Annotated in this window: 22 protein-coding genes; 12 read left to right on the plus strand and 10 right to left on the minus strand. The window is 59.5% G+C overall.

Going from position 1 to position 24,670, the window contains the following annotated elements; genetic code table 11:
* Positions 1–56: 56 nt before the first annotated feature.
* On the minus strand, positions 57–821 hold the full coding sequence (locus tag AC1DNW_RS07995) for a GntR family transcriptional regulator (protein WP_477852390.1): 765 nt from the start codon (positions 819–821) through the stop codon (positions 57–59).
* Positions 818–1,702 (minus strand): N-acetylglucosamine kinase, encoded by an 885-nt coding sequence (locus AC1DNW_RS08000; protein ID WP_113300054.1) that lies wholly within the window; start codon positions 1,700–1,702, stop codon positions 818–820. The genes AC1DNW_RS07995 and AC1DNW_RS08000 overlap by 4 nt, the downstream gene beginning before the upstream one ends.
* A 529-nt stretch (positions 1,703–2,231) precedes the next feature.
* On the opposite strand from AC1DNW_RS08000, the gene AC1DNW_RS08005 reads away from it, so the two are divergent.
* From AC1DNW_RS08005 to AC1DNW_RS08025, 5 genes are all read left to right on the plus strand, one after another.
* Entirely contained in the window at positions 2,232–3,491 is a 1,260-nt protein-coding gene (locus AC1DNW_RS08005) for an ABC transporter substrate-binding protein (protein WP_113300055.1), read from the plus strand.
* Between the two features lie 189 nt (positions 3,492–3,680).
* A complete protein-coding gene (locus AC1DNW_RS08010; protein ID WP_113300056.1) occupies positions 3,681–4,625 on the plus strand; it encodes a carbohydrate ABC transporter permease in 945 nt (314 codons plus the stop codon).
* Positions 4,626–4,638: 13 nt separating this feature from the next.
* The gene (locus AC1DNW_RS08015; protein ID WP_113300057.1) at positions 4,639–5,481 is read left to right on the plus strand and encodes a carbohydrate ABC transporter permease; all 843 of its coding nucleotides are present in this window, start codon (positions 4,639–4,641) and stop codon (positions 5,479–5,481) included.
* Positions 5,478–6,545, plus strand: a complete 1,068-nt coding sequence (locus AC1DNW_RS08020) for a Gfo/Idh/MocA family protein (RefSeq protein WP_113308040.1) — start codon at positions 5,478–5,480, stop codon at positions 6,543–6,545. The genes AC1DNW_RS08015 and AC1DNW_RS08020 overlap by 4 nt, the downstream gene beginning before the upstream one ends.
* A gap of 10 nt (positions 6,546–6,555) precedes the next feature.
* Positions 6,556–7,557, plus strand: a complete 1,002-nt coding sequence (locus AC1DNW_RS08025) for an ABC transporter ATP-binding protein (RefSeq protein ID WP_113300059.1) — start codon at positions 6,556–6,558, stop codon at positions 7,555–7,557.
* A gap of 52 nt (positions 7,558–7,609) precedes the next feature.
* On the opposite strand, the gene AC1DNW_RS08030 is transcribed toward AC1DNW_RS08025, so the two are convergent.
* The 7 genes from AC1DNW_RS08030 to AC1DNW_RS08060 all read right to left on the minus strand — a co-directional run bounded on the left by AC1DNW_RS08030 (position 7,610) and on the right by AC1DNW_RS08060 (position 14,195).
* Positions 7,610–8,488: a DMT family transporter gene (locus AC1DNW_RS08030; RefSeq protein WP_477852393.1), complete on the minus strand. Its 879-nt coding sequence runs from the start codon at positions 8,486–8,488 to the stop codon at positions 7,610–7,612.
* 186 nt (positions 8,489–8,674) lie between these two features.
* Positions 8,675–8,980 carry an NIPSNAP family protein gene (locus AC1DNW_RS08035; protein ID WP_113308041.1) on the minus strand — a complete coding sequence of 102 codons (306 nt, stop codon included), beginning with the start codon at positions 8,978–8,980 and terminating at the stop codon, positions 8,675–8,677.
* A 224-nt stretch (positions 8,981–9,204) separates the two neighbouring features.
* The gene (locus AC1DNW_RS08040; RefSeq protein WP_113300061.1) at positions 9,205–10,266 is read right to left on the minus strand and encodes an ABC transporter ATP-binding protein; all 1,062 of its coding nucleotides are present in this window, start codon (positions 10,264–10,266) and stop codon (positions 9,205–9,207) included.
* A 12-nt stretch (positions 10,267–10,278) separates the two neighbouring features.
* Positions 10,279–11,067, minus strand: a complete 789-nt coding sequence (locus AC1DNW_RS08045) for an ABC transporter permease (protein ID WP_477852395.1) — start codon at positions 11,065–11,067, stop codon at positions 10,279–10,281.
* On the minus strand, positions 11,064–11,957 hold the full coding sequence (locus AC1DNW_RS08050) for an ABC transporter permease (protein ID WP_113300063.1): 894 nt from the start codon (positions 11,955–11,957) through the stop codon (positions 11,064–11,066). Before AC1DNW_RS08050 ends, AC1DNW_RS08045 begins: the two co-directional genes overlap by 4 nt.
* Before the next feature lie 74 nt (positions 11,958–12,031).
* Entirely contained in the window at positions 12,032–13,135 is a 1,104-nt protein-coding gene (locus AC1DNW_RS08055; RefSeq protein ID WP_113300064.1) for an ABC transporter substrate-binding protein, read from the minus strand.
* 187 nt (positions 13,136–13,322) lie between these two features.
* Positions 13,323–14,195 (minus strand): MurR/RpiR family transcriptional regulator, encoded by an 873-nt coding sequence (locus AC1DNW_RS08060; protein ID WP_477852397.1) that lies wholly within the window; start codon positions 14,193–14,195, stop codon positions 13,323–13,325.
* Between the two features lie 176 nt (positions 14,196–14,371).
* Between AC1DNW_RS08060 and AC1DNW_RS08065 the strand changes: the two genes are divergently transcribed.
* The 7 genes from AC1DNW_RS08065 (at position 14,372) to AC1DNW_RS08095 (ending at position 23,154) form a co-directional block, all read left to right on the plus strand.
* Positions 14,372–15,142, plus strand: a complete 771-nt coding sequence (locus AC1DNW_RS08065; protein WP_113308043.1) for an N-formylglutamate amidohydrolase — start codon at positions 14,372–14,374, stop codon at positions 15,140–15,142.
* Positions 15,143–15,259: 117 nt separating this feature from the next.
* On the plus strand, positions 15,260–16,807 hold the full coding sequence (locus AC1DNW_RS08070) for an amino acid permease (protein WP_477852399.1): 1,548 nt from the start codon (positions 15,260–15,262) through the stop codon (positions 16,805–16,807).
* Between the two features lie 146 nt (positions 16,808–16,953).
* Positions 16,954–18,318 (plus strand): glutamine synthetase family protein, encoded by a 1,365-nt coding sequence (locus AC1DNW_RS08075; protein WP_113300068.1) that lies wholly within the window; start codon positions 16,954–16,956, stop codon positions 18,316–18,318.
* Between the two features lie 98 nt (positions 18,319–18,416).
* Positions 18,417–19,802, plus strand: a complete 1,386-nt coding sequence (locus tag AC1DNW_RS08080; protein ID WP_113308095.1) for an aldehyde dehydrogenase family protein — start codon at positions 18,417–18,419, stop codon at positions 19,800–19,802.
* Positions 19,799–20,953: an iron-containing alcohol dehydrogenase gene (locus AC1DNW_RS08085; protein ID WP_477852401.1), complete on the plus strand. Its 1,155-nt coding sequence runs from the start codon at positions 19,799–19,801 to the stop codon at positions 20,951–20,953. The genes AC1DNW_RS08080 and AC1DNW_RS08085 overlap by 4 nt, the downstream gene beginning before the upstream one ends.
* Before the next feature lie 247 nt (positions 20,954–21,200).
* Complete coding sequence (locus AC1DNW_RS08090) at positions 21,201–21,911, plus strand: AAA family ATPase (RefSeq protein WP_477852402.1); 711 nt, start codon at positions 21,201–21,203, stop codon at positions 21,909–21,911.
* Between the two features lie 127 nt (positions 21,912–22,038).
* Entirely contained in the window at positions 22,039–23,154 is a 1,116-nt protein-coding gene (locus AC1DNW_RS08095) for a helix-turn-helix domain-containing protein (RefSeq protein ID WP_113308046.1), read from the plus strand.
* A gap of 6 nt (positions 23,155–23,160) precedes the next feature.
* Here AC1DNW_RS08095 and AC1DNW_RS08100 read toward each other — a convergent pair whose 3' ends face one another.
* Entirely contained in the window at positions 23,161–24,543 is a 1,383-nt protein-coding gene (locus AC1DNW_RS08100; protein ID WP_113308047.1) for a L,D-transpeptidase, read from the minus strand.
* Positions 24,544–24,670 lie beyond the last annotated feature (127 nt).

Consider the following 24,670-nt stretch of genomic DNA (forward strand, 5'->3'; position numbering starts at 1 on the left):
GTGATTCACTTTCCGGCTTTATCTTTTTGAAAACGAAGCAATTTCCAGGCCGGAAATCAGGTCGCGCCGATCGTCAGCTCGGCCACGAAATCATAGGCGTCGCCGCGATAGAGCGAGCGGGTGAATTCCACCGCGCGGCCGGAGCCGAGATAAGAAATACGTTCGATGGAAAGCCCTGCCTGGCCGACGGGGACGCCGAGCAGATGGGCGTCGGCTTCCTTCATGTTGGTCGCCGAAATCCGCTGCACGGCGCGCACGGGGCGCACGCCGAGGCGCTCCAGCTCGGCATAGAGCGAGTTGGTGACGGAGGAGGGATCGGGCAGGAATTCGCCGGAGACGCTTGCATGTTCGATCGCCAGCGGTTCGTCGTCGGCAATACGCAGGCGCGACAGGCGCGACACCTTGATGTCGGTGCCGAGGCCGAGGATCATCATCTCGTCGGGCGATGGCGTGTGGATGCCCTTGTGCAGCCATTCGGAGCGGGCGGTCATGCCGCGCCGGGCCATATCCTCCGTGAAGGAGGTCAACTGCGACAGGCGCTGTTCGACTTTCGAAACCGGTTTTGCTAYGAAGGTGCCGGAGCCGTGGCGGCGCACCAGCAGGCCGTCGGCAACAAGTTCATCGATCGCCTTGCGCACGGTAACGCGGCTGACGGCTGCAAATTCCGCGATGTCGCGTTCCGGGGGCAGGGCATCGCCATGGGCGAGCGTGCCGGTACGGACGGCGTCTTCCAGCGTGCGGCGCAGCTTCACATAGAGCGGGCCGGTGCCGCCGGCCTGCAAGCGTTCCGGCGAAAGGATGGAGGCGAGATCGTCGGTCATGCCGCACCTCTCTGCCGTTCGTTCAGAAGTTTTAAGGCAAGGTCGACGGCGCCCTGCTGCGCATCGGCCTTCGGCTCTGCAAGTAGCGCCTTGTGCCGATCGGCAAGCCAGGGATGATAGGCTTTGGCCAGTCCGCCAAGCAGGCAGACGGAGGGGCATTCCGCCCATGTCAGTGCATCAAGGCTTCCGTCGATGGCGCGGGCCGCCTCCTTGACGATCTCGATTGCAGTGGCATCGCCGGCCTGAGCGCCTTCGAAGACCATGGGGGCGTAACGGGCGAAGTCCGCCGGCCGGGCCGTATGGGCAAATTCGACGACGCGTTCCGGATCGTTGCCGTATTCTGCCATGAGCTTGTCCGTCAGCGATGAGGCGGGGCGAACCTTGTCATAGGCGAGCAAGGATTTTTCCAGGAGATCGCGGCCGAGGCGGGCGCCGCTTGCCTGATCGCCGACGATCGAGCCCCAGCCGCCGATACCATGCAGTTTGCCGTTACGGCGCGCATTATAGACTGTGCCGGTTCCTAAAGCACCGACAATGCCGTCGGCGTCACCGAGCGCTCCCTGCAGCGAAATCAGCGCATCGGTGACGACCTTGCCGTTCTTGAAGGGCAGGGCCTTTTCGATGCGCTTGCCGTAATCGCCGACATTGGCGCCAGCGACGCCGACCACTGCGGAGACGGTGGAAACGGTTTCACTTTTTAATCCTGCGTCGCTGAGAGCCGCTCGGGCGGATTCGACGATATTGACGAGAGAGTTTTCCAGATCGGAAAGGATATTGGCAGGCCCGGCTTTGCCGTGGCCGATGACCTTGCCCATTCTGTCCGCGACTGCGGCTCTGCAGCTTGTTCCGCCGCCATCTATGCCGATTGCAAGTTCCGTCATCGGACCTCCGGATACGCTGTTCCCTTGTGTTTTTCATACAATACCAAAAAAATACCATTTACCAAGCGGAAATGGTCAGGGAAATTCCTTGTTTTTATCCAGTTGATTTTAAACAATAAAAATTTTTTATGAATTTTCTCGCGTCCAGAAGTTAATTTCGGCTGGACAATTGGTATTTTTTTGGCCTTAATTMCGGAAAAGGGAACAGCGTATCGAGGCATGTGAAAACCGGCAAAGAAAAATAGCGCCGGCCAGGTTTCGAGAAAGGTGCAGACAGTGATCCGCAGGGCCGGCAAGGCTTGCGGATATGCGAGGCATCTTTAGCTTTTCTCTTATTTTTCAGGCGCCCGGTTCAGCGTATCGGGAGGGCGCACCATCAGGCCGGAAGGGATCATCTTCCGTGTCGATAGAGCTTCGGGCCGGCAATCTTGGCGGCTCAAAAAGGGGCGTTGGGTGCTTCCTCAGACACCCCAATTGCTTGTTTCAGATCGAAAACAGCGCCTAGCGGCGCTTAAAACAGGAGAGGGAAATGAAAAATACTGCTCTGAAAAGCTTGCTGCTGGCCTCCAGCCTGCTGTCGTCAGCCGGTCTCGTTCATGCCGCCGATGTCACGCTGACGATCGAAAGCTGGCGTAACGATGACCTGCAGATCTGGCAGGAGAAGATCATCCCGGCTTTCGAAGCCAAGAACCCGGGCATCAAGCTCGTCTTCTCGCCGACCGCGCCGACAGAATACGATGCTGCAACCTCTGCCAAGATCGATGCGGGCAGCGCCGGTGACATCATCACCTGCCGCCCCTTCGACAAGTCGTTGGCGCTGTTTAAGAACGGTAATTTGACGAGCTTGAACGATCTGCCGGGGATGGAGAACTTTTCGCCGGTGGCGAAGGCCGCCTGGACGACCGACGACGGCAAGTCGACCTTCTGCGTGCCGATGGCTTCGGTCATCCACGGCTTCATCTACAACAAGGATGCCTTCGACAAGCTCGGAATCGCCATTCCGAAGACGGAAGACGAATTCTTCGCAGCCCTCGACAAGATCAAGGCTGACGGCACCTACATTCCGCTCGCCATGGGCACGAAGGATCTCTGGGAAGCTGCAACCATGGGCTACCAGAACATCGGCCCGAACTACTGGAAGGGCGAGGACGGCCGTGAAGCTCTCATCGCCGGCAAGCAGAAGCTGACCGATGCCGACTGGGTCAAGCCTTACGAAGAGCTAGCCAAGTGGAAGCCCTATCTCGGCGATGGTTTCGAAGCGCAGACCTATTCGGACAGCCAGAACCTCTTCACTCTCGGCCGCGCTGCCATCTATCCTGCCGGTTCGTGGGAAATCGCGTTGTTCAACACGCAGGCGCAGTTCAAGATGGGCGCCTTCCCGCCGCCGGTTCCGAAGGCTGGCGACCAGGGCTACATCTCCGACCATCCGGATATCGGCGTTGCCCTGAACGCGAAGAGCACGCACCAGGAAGAAGCCAAGAAGTTCCTTGCCTGGGTCGCTTCGCCCGAGTTCGCGGATATCTACGCCAATGCGCTGCCGGGCTTCTTCAGCCTGAACTCCAACCCGGTCAAGATGACGGACCCGCTCGCTCAGGAATTCGTTTCCTGGCGCGGCCCGTACAAGTCGACCGTCCGCTCGACCTACCAGATCCTGTCGCGCGGCACGCCGAACCTCGAAAACGAGACCTGGGTTGAATCGGCTAACGTCATCAACGGCACGGACACCCCGGCCGTTGCTGCCGAAAAGCTCCAGAAGGGCCTCGACAGCTGGTACAAGCCGGCCAAGTAAGCCAAAGCATGAAGGAGGGCGGCAATCCGGTTGCCGCCCTCGTTCCTGTATCCTCGTGGGATGCCGCAGGAACCTAGCCACGCAAAGTCTTTCGCGTGAAAGAGTCTCCCGCACCGCTGAAGCGGTGCTGCTCGATCCCTGTCACAAGCAGGGATGAGGGAGAGAACGAAGCCAAAAGCGAGCMAAGTAATGACCGATCAGACATCGGCAATTCCTGAACCGATCAAACGTCCCGTACGCTGGCATATCGGAATCTTCCTTCTTCCGGCATTCATCGTCTATTCGGCGATTATGGTCCTGCCGCTGATCGAAACGCTCCGGCTCTCCTTCTACAATACCGTCGATGGCGCCCCTGCCTTCGTTGGCTTTGCCAATTACAAGGTTCTCTTCGGCGATGCGCGCTGGGCACATGATTTCTGGAACGCACTCCGCAATAACCTGATCTTCTTCGCCATTCATATGTGCGTGCAGAATCCGATCGGGATTGCGCTTGCGGCACTCCTTTCGACACCGAAGCTGCGCTTCGTTGCCTTTTACCGAACGGCGATCTTCCTGCCGACGCTGCTGTCCTTCGTCATCGTCGGCTTCATCTGGAAGCTGATCCTCTCTCCGATATGGGGTGTTGCGCCCTGGCTGATGAGCCTCGTCGGTATGAAATGGGCCTTTGCGCCCTGGCTCGGCCAGTCCGGTCCGGCGCTCGTCGCGGTGTCGCTGATCTCCAATTGGCAATATATCGGCATTCCGATGATGCTGATCTATGCGGCTCTTCTCAGCATTCCCGAGGAAGTTATCGAGGCTGCCGAATGCGACGGCATTACCGGCTGGGCGCAGTTCTGGAAGATCAAGCTGCCGCTGATCCTGCCGGCAATCGGTATCATCTCGATCCTGACCTTCGTCGGCAATTTCAATGCTTTCGACTTGATCTATACGGTGCAGGGTGCGCTTGCCGGCCCTGATATGTCGACGGATATTCTGGGGACGCTGCTTTATCGCACTTTCTTCGGGTTCCAGTTGCAGCTCGGCGACCGCTCCATGGGTGCGACGATCGCGACGGTGATGTTCCTCATCATCTTAGCCGGCGTGTCCTTCTACCTTTTCGCTATCCAGCGGCGCATGCGCCGCTACCAGTTCTGAGGAGTGTGAGCCCATGTCGAACAGAGCGCGCACATCCCCCATCCGCACCGGCCTCGTGCATCTGGCGCTGATCGGCTACACGCTGATCGCCATCTTCCCGGTGTTCCTGACGATCATCAATTCGCTCAAGGACCGCAACGCGATCTTCCGGTCGCCGCTGCAGGTGCCGACGCCTTCCACTTTCAGCCTCGTCGGCTATCAGACGGTGCTGGGGCAGGGCGATTTTGCCGCCTATTTCCAGAACAGCTTCATCGTGACGATCGTCGCGATCTTCCTCGTGCTGCTGTTCGGGGCGATGGCTGCCTTTGCGCTGTCGGAATACCGTTTCCGCGGTAATATGGTGATGGGCCTCTACATGGCGATCGGCATCATGATCCCGATCCGCCTTGGCACGGTCGCCATCCTGCAGGGCATGGTCGCGAGCGGCCTCGTCAACACGCTGACGGCGCTGATCCTCGTCTATACGGCGCAGGGGATACCGCTTGCTATCTTCATCCTGTCAGAATTCATGCGCACCGTGTCCGATGACCTGAAAAATGCCGGACGCATCGACGGCCTCTCGGAATATGCGATCTTCTTCCGCCTCGTGCTGCCACTGGTACGGCCAGCGATGGCGACGGTTGCCGTCTTCACGATGATCCCGATCTGGAACGACCTGTGGTTCCCGCTGATCCTGGCGCCGTCGGAAGCCACCAAGACCGTGACACTCGGCTCCCAGATTTTCATCGGCCAGTTCGTCACCAACTGGAATGCGGTTCTGGCGGCGCTGTCGCTGGCGATCCTGCCGATCCTCGTCCTTTATGTCATCTTCTCGCGGCAGCTGATCCGCGGCATCACCTCGGGAGCCGTCAAGTGAGCCAATCCGAAAAGCCGATCCGCGTTCTCGTCGCCGGCCTCGGCAATATGGGCCGCAGCCATGCACTCGCCTATCACAACAATCCGGGCTTCGAGATCGTCGGTCTCGTCAACCGCTCCAAGCCGTCGCAGCTTGCGCCGGAACTCGAACAGTACACGATCCATCCTGACTTCATGCGCGCACTTGTCGAATTGAAGCCGGATCTCTGCTCGATCAATACCTATTCCGACAGCCACGCCGATTACGCCGTTGCCGCCTTCGAGGCAGGCTGTGACGTGTTCGTTGAAAAGCCGCTGGCAACAACCGTTGCCGATGCGGAACGCGTCGTGGCTGCGGCGAAGAAGGCCGGCAAGAAGCTGGTCATCGGCTATATCCTCCGCCATCATCCATCCTGGAAGAAGCTGATCGAGGAAGCAAGGAAGCTCGGCGGCCCCTATGTCTTCCGCATGAACCTCAATCAGCAGTCCAGCGGGCCGACCTGGGCGACGCACAAGTCGCTGATGCAGACGACCTCGCCGATCGTCGATTGTGGCGTTCACTATGTCGACGTCATGTGCCAGATCACCGATGCCAAGGCCGTCGAAGTGCGTGGCATGGGCCTGCGGCTGTCGAATGAGATCGCGCCCGACATGTATAATTACGGTCACCTGCAGGTGCTGTATGAAGACGGTTCGGTCGGCTGGTACGAGGCCGGCTGGGGACCGATGATCTCCGAGACCGCCTTCTTCGTGAAGGATGTGATGTCGCCAAATGGCGCCGTTTCCATCGTCATGGATCCGAAGGCGAAGTCGGACGATATCGACACGCATACCAAGACCTCCGTCATCCGGCTGCACACGGCAGAGACCGGGCCTGACGGCAAGTTCATCCGTCCCGATCAGGACATGACGATGGAAGGCGAGCCCGGCCATCAGCAGCTTTGTGACCTGGAGCAGGCTTTCGTGCTGCGCGCTGTCAACGAGGATCTGGACCTTACCCGCCATATGGATGATGCGGTGGCTTCGCTGCGCATCTGCCTTGCCGCTGACGAAAGCGTGCGCACCGGCCGACCGGTTAGACTATAAGGAAAGACTAGTGGGATCGCTTCAACTCAAATCCATCCGCAAGGCCTATGGCAAGCACGAGGTGCTGAAGGGCATCGACCTCGAGGTCCAAGACGGCGAATTCGTCATCTTCGTCGGCCCTTCCGGCTGCGGGAAATCGACCCTGCTGCGCAGCATCGCCGGCCTGGAGGATGTAACCTCAGGCGCCGTTATCATCAACGGCCGCGACGAGACGCTGACGCCGCCGGCCAAACGCGGCATCGCCATGGTGTTCCAGTCCTACGCGCTCTATCCGCACCTGACGGTCAAGGACAACATGGGCCTCGGCCTCAAGCAGGCCGGCATGGCCAGGGACGAGATCGAGAAGCGCGTCGGCAAGGCGTCGTCGATGCTGTCGCTCGAACAATATCTGGCGCGTCGTCCGGCCGAACTCTCCGGCGGCCAGCGCCAGCGCGTGGCGATCGGCCGTGCGATCGTGCGCGAGCCGGAACTCTTCCTGTTCGACGAGCCGCTCTCCAATCTTGATGCGGCGCTGCGCGTGCAGACCCGCCTTGAGATCGCCCGCCTGCACCGCAGTCTCAAGGCGACGATGATCTACGTCACCCATGACCAGGTCGAAGCCATGACGCTTGCTGACAAGATCGTGGTGCTGAATGCCGGCGCAATCGAGCAGATCGGTTCGCCTATGGAGCTTTACAATCGACCGGCCAATACCTTCGTTGCGGGCTTCATCGGCTCGCCGCAGATGAATTTCATCCCTGGCGACAAGGTCAGCGATGCAGAGGCAAAGACGGTCGGCATTCGTCCCGAGCATCTGACGCTGTCGCGCGACAGCGGCACTTGGAAGGCAAAGACCGTGCATGTCGAGCATCTTGGCGCTGACACCATCGTCTATCTGGAATCCGAGCAGTGCGGCCTGCTGACCGCGCGCCTCTTCGGCGAGCACAAGTATGAGCCGGATGAGATCGTCTATGCTACGCCTGACGGAAGTCACGTCCATCGCTTCGATGCGAACGATCAGGCAATCCGCTGATTGCACMCGGAATGAAAAAGCCCTGCCGGAGAGCGGGGCTTTTTCGTTCGGGTCAACGCCGCAAAAGCCTGCCATCGATGATGATCAGGCTCGCCATGATCAGGATCATTCCGCCAAACTCGAACGTCTCCAGTTTTTCGCCGAGAAAGACCGTGCCCAGTAAAATCGCGCTAACCGGCACCAGCAGCGTCACCAGCGAAGCATTGGTCGCTCCGGYCGAGGCGATGAGATTGAAATACAGAATGAAGGCGAAGGCGGTGGTGAGGATCGCGAGAACCAGCACCGCCATCCATATGGGAATATCCGACGTGACGATCTCGGCTGGGCTGTAGAGAAAGAAAACAATTGGCAGCATGAGGACGGTAGCGCATGTCAGCTGGCCGGTCGCGACGACTGTCGGACTTATGCCTTTGAACCGCTTGGCGTAAACGACAGCGAAGGCGTAGGAGACGGCGGCTCCGATGACCGCGAATTTTGCCCATGTCGGGCCGCCAAGATTGGATAGAAGCCCTGGACCGATCATGACGGCGGCGCCTGCTATGCCGATCGCGACGCCTGCGATCTTCATGGTTGAGATCTTTTCATCTGATGTCAGCAGGTTTGCCACAAGGATCGTCCAGAGGGGCGTGGTTGCATAGAACACAGACGCGAGGCCGGCGCCGATTTCTGTCTGCCCAGTGAAGATCAGTGAAAACGGAATGACATTATTGAGAAGGGCGAGAAACAGGAAAGAGCCGGGCCGGGCGAGAACGGGCGCGCAGGAAGTGCCGCGCAGCCTTAGCCATAGATGCAAGACCAGGGCGGCGATTGCCACGCGATAAAGCACGAGGGCCAGCGGCGGAATTTCGGCCACGGCGATGCGGGCGAAGAAAAAGGAGCCGCCCCAAAGCGCGCCGAGCAGCACAAGCTGGCCCCAATCCTTCGCCGACATCGGTTGTGGCATCGCTTCGGTGCGCAAAGCCGTTGTCCCATGAAAATGGAATTCTGCCTTGCACTCTATCCCTGGCGCTCGCGGCCTACAGCAACGGAACGATCCATATATATGAATTCGATGGAATTTGGTGCTGTCTTATCCCTATCAGCCGGATCGATATGTCTCGACCGAGTTCCAGCCTAATCAGCCGAGAACGGGCCTCATGAAGCTGCGTTCATAGCTGATGATGCTGCGGTTGCGCTTGTCGAGTTCGTAGGCGGCCCGGCACTCCGGGTCGCTTGCCATGCGGATGCGGTAATCCTCGTAGGCAGCAAGGCTCGGGAAGGAAAACAGCGCAACGGCAATATTGTTTGCGCCTTCGGACGGCAGGAAATAGCCGTGATGGGCGCCGCCCATCCTGTTGACGATGGGGATCCAGAGCCGAGCGTATTGTTCGAATTCGGCAAGTTTGTAGGGGTCGATGACGTATCGCAGATGGCAGGTAATCATTGAAGACCCCGTTGTTGAACGACCGAGCGGATGACCGTCCGGTCTGTATTGCTTGCCAGGATTCGAGGCAAGCCGTTTGGTCAGTTCCCTTACGCTGCCTTCCGTTTCGATGCTATCTCCCTGGCCTGAGTATTCAGAGGGGCAGGGGCTCATGAAAATTAGGTATCAGGCATGCAAAAGGCGCCGCGTTGACGGCGCCTTTATTTGATTTCGGTTTCTTTCGATCAGTCGCGGATGACGAGCAGGTCGGCGGCCATGAAGCGGAGCGTCACTGTTTCGCCAGCGGCCGGCGGAGTAACACCGGGGCTGTTGAACATGTCGAAGGAGATGACGTTGCCGCCGACATTCATGCGGGTGCGGATGACCGAACCGAGGAAGTGGGCGGAGACGACCTCACCGGTCAGGGCGGTGTCGCTCTGGGTGCCTTCGGCGAGCGAACCGGCTTCCGGACGGAGCGCAAGCTGCACGGTGTCGCCGGCCTTGTAGGTCTGGACGGATTGTTTCAGCGTCACACCCTGATCGCCGATCTGGATCCGGTTGCTATCCGGATCGATCACCTTGGCTTCGATGAGGTTCAGCGTGCCGACGAAGGAGGCGACGAAGCGCGTTGCCGGCGTGTTGTAGATCTCGAAAGGCGTGCCGATCTGGTCCGCCTTGCCGCCGTTCATGACGACGATACGGTCGGAGATCGAAAGCGCTTCTTCCTGGTCGTGCGTGACGAAAACCGTGGTGATGCCGAGCGACTGCTGGATCTGGCGGATTTCTTCGCGCAGTGACACGCGGATCTTGGCGTCAAGTGCCGAGAGCGGCTCGTCGAGCAGCAGGACCTGCGGCTTGACGGCAAGGGCGCGGGCAAGAGCAACGCGCTGCTGCTGGCCGCCGGACATCTGGTAGGGAAAGCGGTCTGCCAGATGATCGAGCTTGATGAGGCCGAGCATTTCCTTGACGCGTTTGTCGATCTCGGGCTTCGGAGCACCCGCGACCTTCATGCCGAAGGCGACGTTGTCATGCACAGTCATGTTCGGAAACAGCGCGTAGGCCTGGAAGACCATGCCGATGTTGCGCTGGTTCGGCTTCAGCGCGCGCTGGTCCTTGCCGTTGATCGTCAGCGTGCCACCGGTCGGCGTTTCGAAGCCGGCGATCATGCGCAGAACGGTCGTCTTGCCGCAGCCTGACGGGCCGAGGAAGGAGACGAATTCTCCTTTCTCGATGTTCATGTTGAAGTTCTTGACGACCTGGGTCTGGCCGAAGGATTTCTGAATGTTGGTCAGCGTAAGAAAGGACATGAGCCAAATACCTTATACCCTAGCCGGGCGGGCTTTGCCAAAGCGGGAAACGAGATTGAGCAGGCCCATGCTGAGCCAGGTGATCGAGAAGGCGATGACGGCGAGCGCGGAAGGTTCATAGGCCTGGTTGGCGCCGACACGCTGCAGGTAGGGGCCGAAAGCAGGGCGGCCGAGCAAAGCTGCCATGGTGAATTCGCCCATGACGATCGCGAGCGTGATGAAGGCGCCCGAAAGCACGCCGCTCATGACGTTTGGAAAAATGCACTTGAACATGATCGTCGTCCAGCTTGCACCCAGGCTTTCGGCTGCTTCCGTCAGCGTGCGGACGTCGATGGCGCGCATGGCGGTATCGACGGCGCGGTACATGTAGGGCAGCGAGAGCGTGATGTAGGAGAACATCAGCAGGATGTTGGTGCCCGTCGTGGAGCCGGTCAGCGGCAGGTACGAAGACGACTTGTACATCTGGATATAGCCGAAGACGATGACGATCGCCGGGATGACGAGCGGCAGCAGCGTGATGAATTCGACGACTTGACGCATCTGTGGCAGGCGCAGGCGCACCCAGTAGGCGGTCGGTACGACGAGCAGCATGCCGAAGACGATGGTCAGCGCGGCCATCATCATGGAGTAGCTGAACGTCTCGCGGAAACTGATGTCTGAAAAGACAGACTGATAGGCATCGAACGAATAGGCATCACGACGCTTGCGCAGGGAGAATTCCAGCGTGCCGAGAAGTGGTACGATGAAATAGGTTGCTCMGATGATGATGGCGATCCAGGCGCCGATACGTTGTCCCTTCATTTTTGCCACCGTTCAGCGCGCATGCGCAGCATGAGATAGAGAACATTCGAAACGCCGGTGATGACGATCATGCCGAGCGCAATCGCATAGCCGAGATTGGCGTTGTGAAGCACGTCGCCCTGGATCTGCGCGTAGAGCAGGATCGGGACGATGTTGAGCGACGAGCCGGTCAGCGCATAGGCAGTTGCAATAGCGCCGAAAGCATTCGCAAACAGAAGCAGCGTCGTGCCGAGCAGGCTCGGCCAGAGGATCGGCAGGGCAACCATGGTCCAGTATTGGCGGTTGGTGGCGCCAAGGATCTGCGAAGCTTCGCGCCATTCCTTCTTCATGCCGTCGAGCGCCGGCGTCAGGATCAGCACCATCAGCGGGATCTGGAAATACATGTAGGTGATGGTGAGGCCGAAGAAGGAGAGAAGGTTGAAGCCGGTGCCATAAAGGTTGAAGCCGAACCAGTCGCGCAGGAAGAGGGTGACGAGGCCGGTGCGGCCGAGTGTCGCCAGGAAGGCGAAGGCAAGCGGCACGCCGGCAAAGTTCGATGCGACGCCCGAGAATGTCAGCAGTGTTGCGCGGACCCCGCTCGGCAGGCCGCCGAGCACGACGGCCCAGGCGAGAAAGAAGCCGATGAGCGCGCCGCCAAGAGCGGACGCGACCGAGACGCGGATACTGATCCAGTAGGCGCTCATAATGGATGGCGTGAAAAGATCTCTGATATTTTGCAGCGTGAAATCGCCATCGGGTGTCAGAAACGCGCCCGCTACAAGATACAGAGTGGGGATGATCAGAAATAGCAGAGAAAAAATAATGAAGGGGGCAATGCCCAGCCAGTCGATCACACGATCTTTGTTGATCAAGGGGGCGCTGCTAACCATAGGCGTTGAAACAATGCTCATGGAAAAACTCATCCTGGGGCGTCGGAGTGAGAAAAGCCTCCCCGCCTTGGTAGGCGGGGAGGCCGGAGCAAATATTACTGAACGTTGGCGCCGACGACGCTATCCCACTTGGTGGTGATTGCGGTCTTGCCCTTGTCCTGCTCGTCGAGCGTCGGGAAGACGGCCTTTGCATAGCCTTCAGCCGGCGGCAGCTTGTCGAGCAGTTCCTTCGGAACCTTGCCCTTCTGAGCGAGGTCGTTGAAGCGGATCGGGTGGCAGTAGCCCTTCAGCCATGCGAGCTGGCCTTCGTCCGAATAGAGGTATTCCATCCAGAGCTTGGCAGCGTTCGGATGCGGAGCGAAAGCGGAGATCGCCTGAACGTAAACGCCTGCGACAACGCCGGTCGACGGAACGACGACTTCAACCGGCGGGTTGCCGGCAAGGCTGTCGCGCCATGCAAGACCGTTGTAGTCCCATGCGACGACGATCGGGGTCGAGCCCTGAGCGAGCGAAGCGGACTTGCCGATAACCGGAACGAGCGCGCCGGCCTTGTTCAGCTCTGCGAAGTAAGCGAGACCAGCTTCACCAGCCTTCGTCGCGTCCTTTTCACCGGTTGCGAGGCCGGCAGCGTAAACGGCCTGAACAGCCTGGTTCGAAGCACGCGGATCGCCAGCGAGCGAAACGGTGTTGGCGTATTCCGGCTTCTTGAGGTCAGCCCAGTCCTTCGGGACGTTCTTGACGATATCGGTATTCACGACGAAGGAGAGAACGCCGTAGTAATCGCCGTACCAGTAGCCTTCGGCATCCTTGGCGCTATCCGGAATGGAATCCCAGGTGGAGACCTTGTAAGGCTGGATCAGGCCGTCCTTCTTGGCGGACGGGCCGAAGGAGAGGCCGACGTCGATGACGTCAGGTGCCTGCGGGCCGGTATTGCCCTTGTTGGCCTTGATTGCTTCGATTTCGTCGCCCGAACCTGCATCCGGGTTCAATTCGTTGATTTCGAGGCCGTACTTGGCCTTGAAGCCTGCGATGACGTCGCCGTAGCCGCACCAGCTATGCGGGAGAGCGATCGTGGTCAGCGTGCCTTCCTTCTTGGCGGCAGCGATAAGATCAGCGCTCGGCTCAGCTGCTGCGATCGCAGTCGAAGCAACGATCATCGCAGTAGAAAGCGAGAGCAGTCGAGAAATGTTAGAGATCACTGTTGTTCTCCTTCGGGTTTTCAGTGTCCGATGTGCTGTTACTGGCGTTAGATGAAGCTTGTATGACAGTTGAATGACGTTAATTTTGTCATGAATAGCAGGCGCTTGCGGCAATGTTTCATTTGCGACAGGCTGTCCTGTTTCCGCGAAATCCCGTCATTGTTTTTGCTTTTTTTAGTTGTCCCTCCTAACCGGGTTTGCGGAACAGCCTGGTCTGTTCGAACAGGCCTTCCAGCGTTTTCATGCGCTCCTTCGTCTCGTCCCAGGTCGAGTTCTGCACCGCCTCGATGAGCGCCTCGACGATAAAGAGTGTGACGACGGAGGAATCCCAGGCCGACGGTGCCTCGATCTGCACGCGAAAGGCGTGACGGGCGAGCTTGGTTGCAGGCGACGCCCACTGGTCGGTGAAGATGATGATTTCGGCACCGCGCTTGCGGGCGGCGGTGGCGAGGCTCACCATTTCCTGCTCGTAGCGACGGATATCGAAGATGATGAGCAGGTCGCCCGGATTCATATTGAGGACGTATTGCGGCCAGCTCGATGAATTGGAAGAGAGCAGCGCCGTGTTCGGGCGAATGACCTGCATATGGGTGAAGAAGTATTCGGCGAGTGCGCCGGTGATGCGTCCGCCGACGAAATAGAGCGTGCGCTTGCGGTCCGAGAGCAGGGCAGCGGCGCTGTCGAAGGTTGCCGTATCGAGATCGGAGAGCGTCTGGCGCAGATTGCCTATGATGGCATCGGCAAAGCGGTTCAATATATGCGTGCCCGGCGCGTTCTGGGCCCAGCGGTCGTGCTTGGCGATCGGGTTGGAAATCGTCGCCTCGACCTCCTGATGCAGATGCTGCTGGAAGTCCGGATAACCCTTGTAGCCGAGTTTCTGGACCATGCGCACGACTGTCGGCGTGGAGACGCCGGCATTTTCGGCAATCGTGGTGRTGCTGCCGAGGCCGGAGACGGGGTAGTTGTCGAGGAGGCTTTCGGCCAACTGCTTTTCGGCGCGTGTGAGCACGCCGAGATGTGAATGAATGACGTCCGAAACGGTCTTAGCCGCGACACTCACGTGATTTTGCTCCCCGGGATGGTCTGATGCCACTTTCCCACTGAAAGTTAACAACGCTGTCACAATCCATGTCAATAACTGTCATGAAAAGAAATTTTCAGAGTACGCTTGACACTGCCGTGAACCTGAAGAATTCTTTTCTTGTGAAGATTTCATTAAGCGATGGAGAGGTGCGGTTGGTGCTGGCTCAGCCCCGAATTCTCAGCGAAGCGGACGGCGATTGCGTCGCAATCGAACGCGTTCACGGCAAGAGTCCCGTGCTCATCATCTGCGAGCACGCATCCCGCACGCTTCCTGAAAATTTTGGCGATCTCGGTCTTTCGCAAGAGGCGCTTTCCAGCCACATCGCCTGGGATCCCGGCGCGCTTGCCGTTGCCCGCGGCATTTCGGCGGGTCTCGATGCGACGCTGATCTACCAGCGCTTTTCCCGGCTGATCTATGACTGCAACCGGCCGCCGAGTTCGCCCGGCGCCATGCCCGAGGTCAGCGAGATCTACACGATCCCCGGGAACAAGGATTTGACCGGCGAAGAGCGCCGCGCGCGCACCGAAGCACTTTACCAGCCGTTCCATGATGCCGTTCGCGCGCTGATCCGCGACCGGCAGGCGAGGGGGCAGGATTGCGTCATTGTGACGATCCATAGCTTCACTCCGGTCTACAATGGCAAGCAGCGCGCCGTCGAGCTCGGCATCCTCCATGATGAGGACAGCCGGTTTGCCGATCGCATGCTGGCATCAGCGGCCGAGGCGCCGCTCTACCGCACCGAACGCAACGAACCCTATGGGCCTGAAGACGGCGTGACGCATACGCTGATCCTGCACGGCACGTCCAACGGGCTTCGCAATGTCATGATCGAGGTCAGAAACGACCTCATTTCAGAAGATACCGGTCAAGGGGTCGTGGCCGACTATCTAACAGGGCTTATCCAGCAAAGTCTGGATGCCTGAATAAAAACAAGACCCCGGGGAGCAGTTTAACTGCGACAGCCCGCAAGGCGAAAGCCACGGGCACTATTGGCACAGATCGGCCGCAATTCCGCGGGCGATTGTCAACAGGGGGAAGTCATGTCGGACTATTCCGAAAATGATAAGAAGCAGGATATGAGCATCCTGCATTCCATGGGCTATGCCCAGGAACTCGAACGGCGGATGAGCTCGTTCTCGAACTTTGCCGTCTCCTTCTCGATCATCTGCATCCTGTCGGGCGGCATCAACTCGCTGGCGCAGGCAACCGCAGGTGCGGGCGGTGCGGCGATCGGCATCGGCTGGCCGCTTGGCTGCTTCGTTTCACTCGTCTTTGCCGTGGCCATGGCCCAGATCAGCTCCGCCTATMCGACGGCAGGCGGCCTCTATCACTGGGGCTCGATCCTCGGCAACCGCTTCACCGGCTGGGTGACCGCCTGGTTCAACCTGCTCGGTCTCGTCACCGTTCTCGGCGCCATCAATGTCGGCACCTATTATTTCTTCATGGGCACGTTCGGCACGAGCTATTTCGGCCTGGCGGACACGACGACGGTACGCATCGTCTTCCTCGTGATCATCACCGGTGCGCAGGCGCTCGTGAACCATATGGGTATCGGTCTCACGGCCAAACTCACCGACTTCTCGGGCTACCTCATCTTCGCGACCGCGATCGCGCTTGCCGCCGTGTGCCTGATTTCGGCTCCATCCTACGAATTCGGCCGGCTCTTCACCTTCGCCAACTATTCCGGCGAAGCGGGTGGCAATGTCTGGCCCTCGACGTCGGGCCTCTGGGTCTTCCTGCTCGGCCTGCTGCTGCCGATCTACACGATCACCGGCTATGACGCTTCGGCCCACACGTCGGAAGAAACGGTCAAGGCGGCGCATTCCGTTCCGCGCGGCATGGTCTCTTCCGTGCTCTGGTCGGCGCTCTTCGGCTACATCATGCTGTGCTCCTTCGTGCTCATGCTGCCAAACATGGACGATGCGGCAAAGCAGGGCTGGAACGTGTTCTTCTGGGCGATGGACACGCAGGTCAATTCGACGGTGAAGGACATTCTCTACTTCGCGATCCTCATCAGCCAGTGGCTGTGCGGTCTTGCCACCGTGACGTCGGTCTCGCGCATGATCTTCGCCTTTTCGCGTGACGGCGGCCTGCCGGCTTCGAAGGGACTGTCGAAGGTCAGCCCGAACTACCGCACGCCGGTTGCCGCCATCTGGACGGGCTCGATCCTCTCGGTGCTCTTCGTCTGGGGCTCGTCGCTGGTTTCGATCGGCGAGACGCCGGTTTATACGATCGTCGTATCCTGCACGGTCATCTTCCTGTTCTTCTCCTTCGCGATCCCGATCGCGCTTGGCCTCTTTGCCTGGGGCACTTCGAAGTGGGACAAGATGGGGCCATGGAACCTGGGCGAGGGCGTGTTCAAGCTCTTCGCGGTTCTTTCCATCCTCGCGATGATCCTGATTTTCGTTCTCGGCATTCAGCCGCCGAACGGACCGGCGCTTTATGTGACCGTGGGCTTCCTCGTCCTGACCGGCATCGTCTGGTTCGGCTTCGAAAGCCGCCGCTTCAAGGGGCCGCCGATCGGCGACGAAGTGGCAAAACGCCAGGCCGAAATCGCAGCGGCCGAAAAGGCTGTCGGCGAACACTAAGAAACGAGGCTTCCCTCTCAACTGGCGGGGCCGCATTACGCGGCCCCCTCACGGTTCAACGAAAAGGCATCGGGCGGGTTAATCCCGGTGGTCGCATGCCGTTTCGTTGTCCCGATTTCCCGGTTTCAATTTCAGGCGGATAAATCATGAGCAGCTATACTCTCGACGATCTCAGACAGGACGTCGCCGACGGGCGCATCGATACGGTGCTGGCCTGTCAGGTGGACATGCAGGGGCGCCTGATGGGCAAGCGTTTCCAGGCAGAATTCTTCCTCGAAAGCGCCTGGAAGGAAACGCATAGTTGCAACTACCTGCAGGCGACCGACATGGAGATGGAGACCGTCTCCGGCTACAAGGCGACGAGCTGGGAAAAGGGCTACGGCGACTATACGATGAAGCCGGACCTTTCGACGCTGCGCGTCATTCCCTGGCTCGAAGGCACCGCGCTCGTTCTCTGCGACGTGCTGGACCACCATACGCATGAGGAAGTGGCACATTCGCCGCGCGCGATCCTGAAGAAGCAGGTGAAGCGCCTGGAGGACATGGGCATGAAGGCCTACATGGCCTCCGAACTTGAATTCTTCCTCTTCGACCAAAGCTATGAGGCAGCGCAGGCTTCCGGCTACCGCAACCTGAAGCTCGCCAGCGCCTATAACGAGGATTACCACATCTTCCAGACGACCAAGGAAGAAGAGGTCATGCGGGCGATCCGCAAGGGTCTGCAGGGCGCCGGCATCCCGGTCGAAAATTCCAAGGGCGAGGCGTCCGCCGGCCAGGAAGAAATCAATGTGCGTTATGCCGACGCACTGACCATGGCCGACCGGCATGCGATCATCAAGAACGGCTGCAAGGAGATCGCCTGGTCGAAGGGCAAGGCGATCACGTTCCTCGCCAAGTGGCACTACAATGCCGCGGGCAGCTCTTCGCATATCCACCAGTCTCTCTGGAGCCTGGAAGAAAAGCCGCTCTTCTTCGATCATGCCGGCCATTATGGCATGACGCCGCTGATGCAGAACTATATTGCCGGGCTGCTCAGCCACGCGAGCGAGATCACCTATTTCCTGGCACCCTATATCAACTCCTACAAGCGCTTCATGGCCGGCACTTTCGCGCCGACCAAGGCTATCTGGAGCAAGGATAACCGCACGGCCGGCTATCGCCTTTGCGGCGAGGAGACCAAGGCGATCCGCATCGAATGCCGCGTCGGCGGATCCGATCTCAATCCCTATCTCGCCTTCGCAGCGCTGATTGCCGCCGGCATCGACGGCATCGAGAAGAAGTTGGAACTGGAAGCGCCCTATGAGGGTGACGCCTATTTCGGCAAGGATATCCGCGAAATCCCGCGCACGCTGCGCGCTGCGACGAAGGCCATGACCGAATCGGAGATGCTGCGCGCAGCCTTCGGCGACGAGGTCATCGACCACTACACCCGCGCTGCCGAATGGGAGCAGGAAGAATACGACCGCCGCATAACGGATTGGGAAGTGGCGCGCGGCTTCGAGAGAGCTTAAGAACGTAACCGAAGCGGAAAGCCGCTCGACTTGTGTCTCCTGCGGAGGATCAGTCGTTGCGTCTTTCCCTGCGGCTCAGAGAAAACAGGATTCAGATCATGACAATGATCCAATGCATTTCGCCGGTCGACGGCTCTGTTTATGCGGAGCGTCCGGCGCTTTCGCTGGAGGCGGCAAAGGAAGCCGTGGCGCGTGCGCGCAAGGCGCAGAAGGCCTGGGCCAGGCGCCCGCTCGAAGATCGCGTTCAACTGGTGCTGAAGGGTGTCGCCCGTCTCAACGAGATGTCGGATGTCGTCGTGCCCGAGCTTGCCTGGCAGATGGGCCGGCCCATCAAGTATGGCGGCGAATATCGCGGCTTCAACGAGCGTTCTAATTACGTCGCGTCGATTGCGGCGGATGCGCTTGCACCGCTCGTCGTCGAAGAGAGCGACAAGTTCGAACGCCGCATCGAGCGTGAAGCGCATGGCGTCGTCTTCGTCGTGGCGCCCTGGAACTACCCTTACATGACGGCGATCAACACGATTGCCCCGGCGCTGATGGCGGGCAATAGCGTCGTGCTCAAGCATGCCTCACAGACGCTGCTCGTCGGTGAACGTCTGGTACAGGCCTTCGTTGAGGCAGGCGTTCCCGAGGACGTGTTCCAGAACGTCTTCCTTGATCACGAGACGACCTCGGCGCTGATTGCCGCCGGCAGCTTCAACTTCGTCAATTTCACCGGCTCKGTCGAAGGCGGTCGCTCCATGGAACGCGCTGCGGCCGGCACTTTTACCGGTCTCGGCCTCGAGCTCGGCGGCAAGGACCCGGGCTATGTGATGGAGGATGCCGACCTCGACGCGGCCGTCGACACGTTGATGGATGGCGCGACCTATAATTCCGGCCAGTGCTGCTGCGGTATCGAGCGCATCTATGTGCATGAATCGCTCTATGACGCCTTCGTCGAGAAGTCGGTCGCCTGGGTTTCGAACTACAAGCTCGGCAACCCGCTCGATCCGGAGACCTCGCTTGGCCCGATGGCGCACAAGCGCTTTGCCAAGGTGGTGCGCGACCAGATCGCCGATGCCGTTGCCAAGGGCGCCAAGGCGCTGGTCGATCCCAAGCTCTTCCCGGCTGATGATGGCGGCGCCTATCTGGCACCGCAGGTCCTCGTCAATGTCGACCATTCCATGGCTTTCATGCGCGAAGAGACTTTCGGCCCGGCCGTCGGCATCATGAAGGTCAGGAATGACGACGAAGCGCTGGCGCTGATGAATGACAGCCAGTACGGGCTGACGGCTTCGCTCTGGACCAAGGATGCCGAGCGGGCAGGGCGGCTCGGCCGCGAAATCGAAACCGGCACCGTCTTCATGAACCGCGCCGACTATCTCGATCCGGCTCTGTGCTGGACCGGTGTCAAGGAAACCGGCCGCGGCGGCTCGCTGTCGATCATCGGCTTCCACAATCTGACGCGCCCGAAATCCTACCATCTCAAGAAGGTCACAGCATGAGCAGCGCCAACATTACCGCCAACTGGAGCTACCCGACATCAGTCAAGCTCGGCCGCGGCCGCATCAAGGAACTGGCCGACGCCTGCAAGAGCCTCGGCATGAAGAAGCCGCTGCTCGTCACCGACCGCGGCCTCGCGTCGATGGCGATCACCAAGAACGCGCTCGACATTCTCGAAGATGCAGGCCTCGGCCGGGCGATCTTTGCCGATGTCGATCCGAACCCGAACGAAAAGAACCTTGAAGCCGGCATCAAGGCCTTCCGCGACGGCGGCCACGATGGCGTCGTCGCCTTCGGCGGCGGTTCCGGCCTCGATCTCGGCAAGTGCGTAGCCTTCATGGTCGGCCAGACGCGTCCCGTCTGGGACTTCGAGGATATCGGCGATTGGTGGACACGGGCGAGCGTCGACGGCATAGCGCCGATTGTTGCCGTGCCGACGACCGCCGGCACCGGCTCCGAAGTCGGCCGCGCCAGCGTCATCACCAATTCGGCGACCCATGTGAAGAAGATCATCTTCCATCCGAAGTTCCTGCCGGGTGTCGTCATCGCCGATCCGGAACTGACGGTCGGCATGCCGAAGATCATCACGGCCGGCACCGGCATGGATGCCTTCGCGCATTGCCTCGAAGCCTATTCCTCGCCCTTCTACCATCCGATGTCGGCCGGCATCGCGCTGGAAGGCATGCGGCTCGTCAAGGAATTCCTGCCGCGCGCCTATAAGGAAGGCACGGATCTGGAAKCCCGCGCCAACATGATGTCGGCAGCCGCGATGGGCGCGGTCGCCTTCCAGAAGGGGCTTGGCGCCATCCACGCGCTCTCGCATCCGATCGGCGCCGTCTACAACACCCATCACGGCATGACCAATGCCGTCGTCATGCCGGCTGTCCTGCGCTTTAACCGCTCGGCCATCGAAGAGAAGATTGCGCGTGCCGCGGCCTATCTTGGGATATCAGGCGGTTTCGATGGTTTCTACGATTACGTCCTGAAGCTGCGTTCCGAACTCAACGTTCCTGACAATCTGACGGCGATGGGAATCACCTCCGACCGGATCGATGAATTGGCGGCGATGGCGATCGAAGACCCGAGCGCCGGCGGTAATCCGGTTGCATTGACGCTTGAAAATACCAAGACCCTGTTCAGGGATTGCTTCTGATCAGATAAAGGCGGACCTCTAAACTGGCCTGGAAAGCCTTGGCTTTCCAGGCTTTTTTCTTGCTTTACGCGCTTTTAGAAATCCTTATTTTTTAGGATGCGAAAAATGCAGGCCGCAATTTCAGCGGGCCCGTTTAACAGTTTGTTAACCACGATTGGCAAGGATGGGTTAACCGCACGATGCTCCGACAGTGCGATTAACAACGAGCGATGCCGGCTCGCGCCATTTCCCTTCGAGGACTAAGAATATGCCAGTCATCACATTCGCAAATACCAAGGGCGGCGCCGGCAAGACCACAGCGGTATTGCTGCTCGCCACCGAACTTGCCCGTCAGGGCTACCGCGTCACCATTCTCGATGCCGATCCGCAGCACTGGATTTCGCGCTGGCACGAAATCTCCGGCCATGTGGCAAATATCAGCGTCATCGATTTCGTAACGACTGCCTCGCTGCCGCTACACATCAGCGAAAACAAGCAGAATACCGATTACTTCATCATCGACCTGCCGGGCGCGCGCAATCCGCTGCTGGCAACAGCCGTCGGCCTCTCCGACCATGTGCTGATTCCGATTCAGSGTTGCGCCATGGACGCCCGCGGCGGCGCCCAGGTTCTCGAACTCTTGCAATATCTGGAGGAGAAGGCAGGTATCAAGATCGGCCATTCGGTCGTGCTCACCCGCGTCAATTCCATGGTCACCACCCGCGCGCTGCAGCTCGTCAAGGCGCTGCTGAATGAGCGTCACGTCCCGGTTCTCGATACGGCGATCATCGAACGGTCGGCATTCCGCGACATCTTCGATTGCGGCGGCACGCTGCATACGATGGATCCGATGCGCGTCAGCAACCTCGACAAGGCTCGTGAAAACGCCCACTGTTTCGCTGAAGAAATCACCCGCAAGGTGCCGGGCCGGCTCCCGGTCGCGGTGCGGCTGGCAAACGCGATGCGCAGCGCTGCCTGATCATAACATTCGATGAAAAAATTGATGCCCCGGCCTGTGTCGGGGCATTTTCTATTTGCGATTACAGTTGCTCGCTGAGATGCTGGCCTCTCAAGCTGAGAAAATCCCGTTATCCGCGAAGTAACGCATGAGCATTACAGGGCAAGTTGACGACAGGCTTATCGATTCCATCTATGGAGTCGTTTTCGGCGAAGCGCGGTGGGATACATTCCTGACGGAGCTGAACGGGCTGTTGCCGGGGGCGGGCACCAGCCTTTTTCATCATGACGCTGCGCGTTCGGAAGGTTCGTCGCAATACCATGTCAACATGGACCAGTCCTGGATCAATACCTACACGCAGTATTACTGCCGGCTGAATCCCTGGATATCGGGCCTCGACAAGATACCCGCAGGGCAAGGCGCAATCGGCGAGGATTTCATATCCTATGCCGATCTCTCCAGGACCGAGTTCTTCAATGACTTCTGGCATCGGCAGGAGGGCCAGGGCGCCGTTGGCATGGCGATCCTGCGGGAGAGCGGACGATCGTTCAATCTGTCGATCACCACGACGCGCTGGACCGATCCKGACGAGAGCCGGGACTGCGCTGCGCTCTTGACACGGCTCGGGCCGCATCTGAGGCGCGCCTTTATCGCGGTCGAATCCGGCGGGCGGCAAAAGAACCATTCGGAGATCAACGGGCGGCTGTTCGATGCCATTGGCGTCGGTGTGCTTCTCCTGAATTCAGAGCGGCGACTGGCGTCCGCTTCCGTCTTCGGAGAGGCGGTGCTTGAACAGGGAACAGGTGTTTGGCTTTCACCGCTCGGAACGCTGCATCTTGCCGACAAGGATGCCGATGACCGTCTCACACTGATGCTGCGCCATGGCGAGGAGGTGGAGCGTCAGCAGACGGTTCTGACCGATGGCCGGAAGATCACCTTGCTCAAGCTTGAAAAGGGCCATCAGCCACGCTTCTTCGAACGGCCTGTCGTTGCCATCATGATCGAGCCGAAACAAAGCTCGGCGGGGCTGAGCGATGAGAAACTGCGTAACGATTTCGGTCTGACCCAAGCTGAGATCAGGGTCGTCAGGGCGCTGGTTTTGGGAGGCTCGATTCCTGGCCTGGCTGCCGAAACCAGCCGTTCGCGTGAGACGATCCGCTCGCAGGTGCGGTCCGTCTACATGAAGACGGGCGCCAGGAAGCAGGTCGAACTCTTACGTCTCATCCAGTTCGGCGAGCGCCCGGCGGAGACGCCGAGCGAATAGACTTCCTCAATCGACGAATTCGACCGTCACGCCGGGCTTGACCATCTTGGCAAGCTCTGTCGCATCCCAGTTCGTCAGACGAATGCAGCCGTGGCTCTGGGTGCGGCCGATTCTGGAGGGATCGGGCGTGCCGTGAATGCCGTAAGTCGGCTTGGAAAGTGCCATCCAGACCGTGCCGACGGGACCGTTCGGGCCGGGCGGAATGTCGAGGATCTTGTCGTTGGTACCCTGCTGGAAATTGACCTTCGGATTATAGGTATAGCCGGGATTGAAGGCGACGCGCTCGACCGTCACCGTGCCTGATGGTGAGGGCGTATCGGTGGAGCCGATCGAGGCGGGGTAGGCGGCAACGAGGTTGCCGGCATCATCATAGGCGAAGACCTGCTTGCGGCCCTTGTCCGCAAGGATCTTTGCAACAGTGCCGGCCTTGTTCCCGCCGGGATTGACGACCTTGATGACGGTGCCCGGCATCGTGAAATCCGCGCTGGGATTCATTTCCTTCAGGAAGTTTTCATCCATGTGGAAACGTTCGGCGAGCGCTTCGGTGACAGAGGTGTAGGCGAGGGACGGCAGAAGCGCCTTCTGCGAATAATCTTCCGGGATCTGCGCCACGTAAGGACCGGCGGCATCCGCATCGGTGATCGTGTAGTTGACGACCGGCAGGCCGCCATTCATGCGCAGCTCTTCAAGGATCGCATCGGTATTGTTCGGATCGAGCTTGGTGCCGGTCATTTGCTCATAGGCGTAAATTGCCTTGGTGACATTGGAGCCCATGTGGCCGTCAATGACGCCGGGCGAAACGCCGGATCGATCCAGAAACACCTGAAGCGCCACGATCTCGGGCTTGGACTTGTCCTTGAGCGTGATCACGGGCTCCTGCGGCGCCTGGCGTGGCTCGTCGGCTGGGGGGATCTGCTGACCGGGCTCGACCGCTGCGTAGTCGTCCTGACCCTGCTGATCGCCGGGGTAGGGTTGATCGTCAAGCGGCTGGCGCTCAATAGCGGCGTCCTGCGGGATGGAGCCGGTTACCGGGCCTCGCTCGGAATAACGTGTATCGCCGTAGCGGTTGTCTTCGGCGTAAGGATCGTTGTTATAAGGATCGTTGGCGGCCTCACGCGATGTGCGCGGCGAATAGTAGCCGCGGGCGCGCATCTCGGTGGCGATGATGTTGCCGTAGCGGTCGACCAGCACGCGATTGCCGCGGTAGTCATGGGCATAGACGAAGCCGCGGCCGGGCGGGACGTAGTCGAGAATTTCGCCGCCTGGCGTCACCAGCACGATATCGCTCTGGTTTCGGCCGAATTGTTGGGCACCGGCCTGCGGCACGACAGCAGCGAGCGCCAATAGCGCGGCCGAAAGGGAAAGGGCCGATTTCATAAAGCGATTCACGTCTCACACCTCGATCAGTGGCTCGGCAACACACACCTGCCAATTTTGACGCTAGTGTGGAATTTCTTAAGCCGTGCTGAACAAAACATAAAAGTACCCGTGTTTCGCGTTTACCCATGAACGCTTG

The organism is Rhizobium sp. 05L429 (genome assembly GCF_056397645.1).

Bases quoted from the DNA above. Each gene is read 5' to 3' on its own strand.
- AC1DNW_RS08000 (WP_113300054.1), bottom strand. From the start codon at position 1,702: ATGACGGAACTTGCAATCGGCATAGATGGCGGCGGAACAAGCTGCAGA.
- AC1DNW_RS08005 (WP_113300055.1), top strand. From the start codon at position 2,232: ATGAAAAATACTGCTCTGAAAAGCTTGCTGCTGGCCTCCAGCCTGCTG.
- AC1DNW_RS08010 (WP_113300056.1), top strand. From the start codon at position 3,681: ATGACCGATCAGACATCGGCAATTCCTGAACCGATCAAACGTCCCGTA.
- AC1DNW_RS08015 (WP_113300057.1), top strand. From the start codon at position 4,639: ATGTCGAACAGAGCGCGCACATCCCCCATCCGCACCGGCCTCGTGCAT.
- AC1DNW_RS08035 (WP_113308041.1), bottom strand. From the start codon at position 8,980: ATGATTACCTGCCATCTGCGATACGTCATCGACCCCTACAAACTTGCC.
- AC1DNW_RS08040 (WP_113300061.1), bottom strand. From the start codon at position 10,266: ATGTCCTTTCTTACGCTGACCAACATTCAGAAATCCTTCGGCCAGACC.
- AC1DNW_RS08050 (WP_113300063.1), bottom strand. From the start codon at position 11,957: ATGAGCATTGTTTCAACGCCTATGGTTAGCAGCGCCCCCTTGATCAAC.
- AC1DNW_RS08075 (WP_113300068.1), top strand. From the start codon at position 16,954: ATGAGCAGCTATACTCTCGACGATCTCAGACAGGACGTCGCCGACGGG.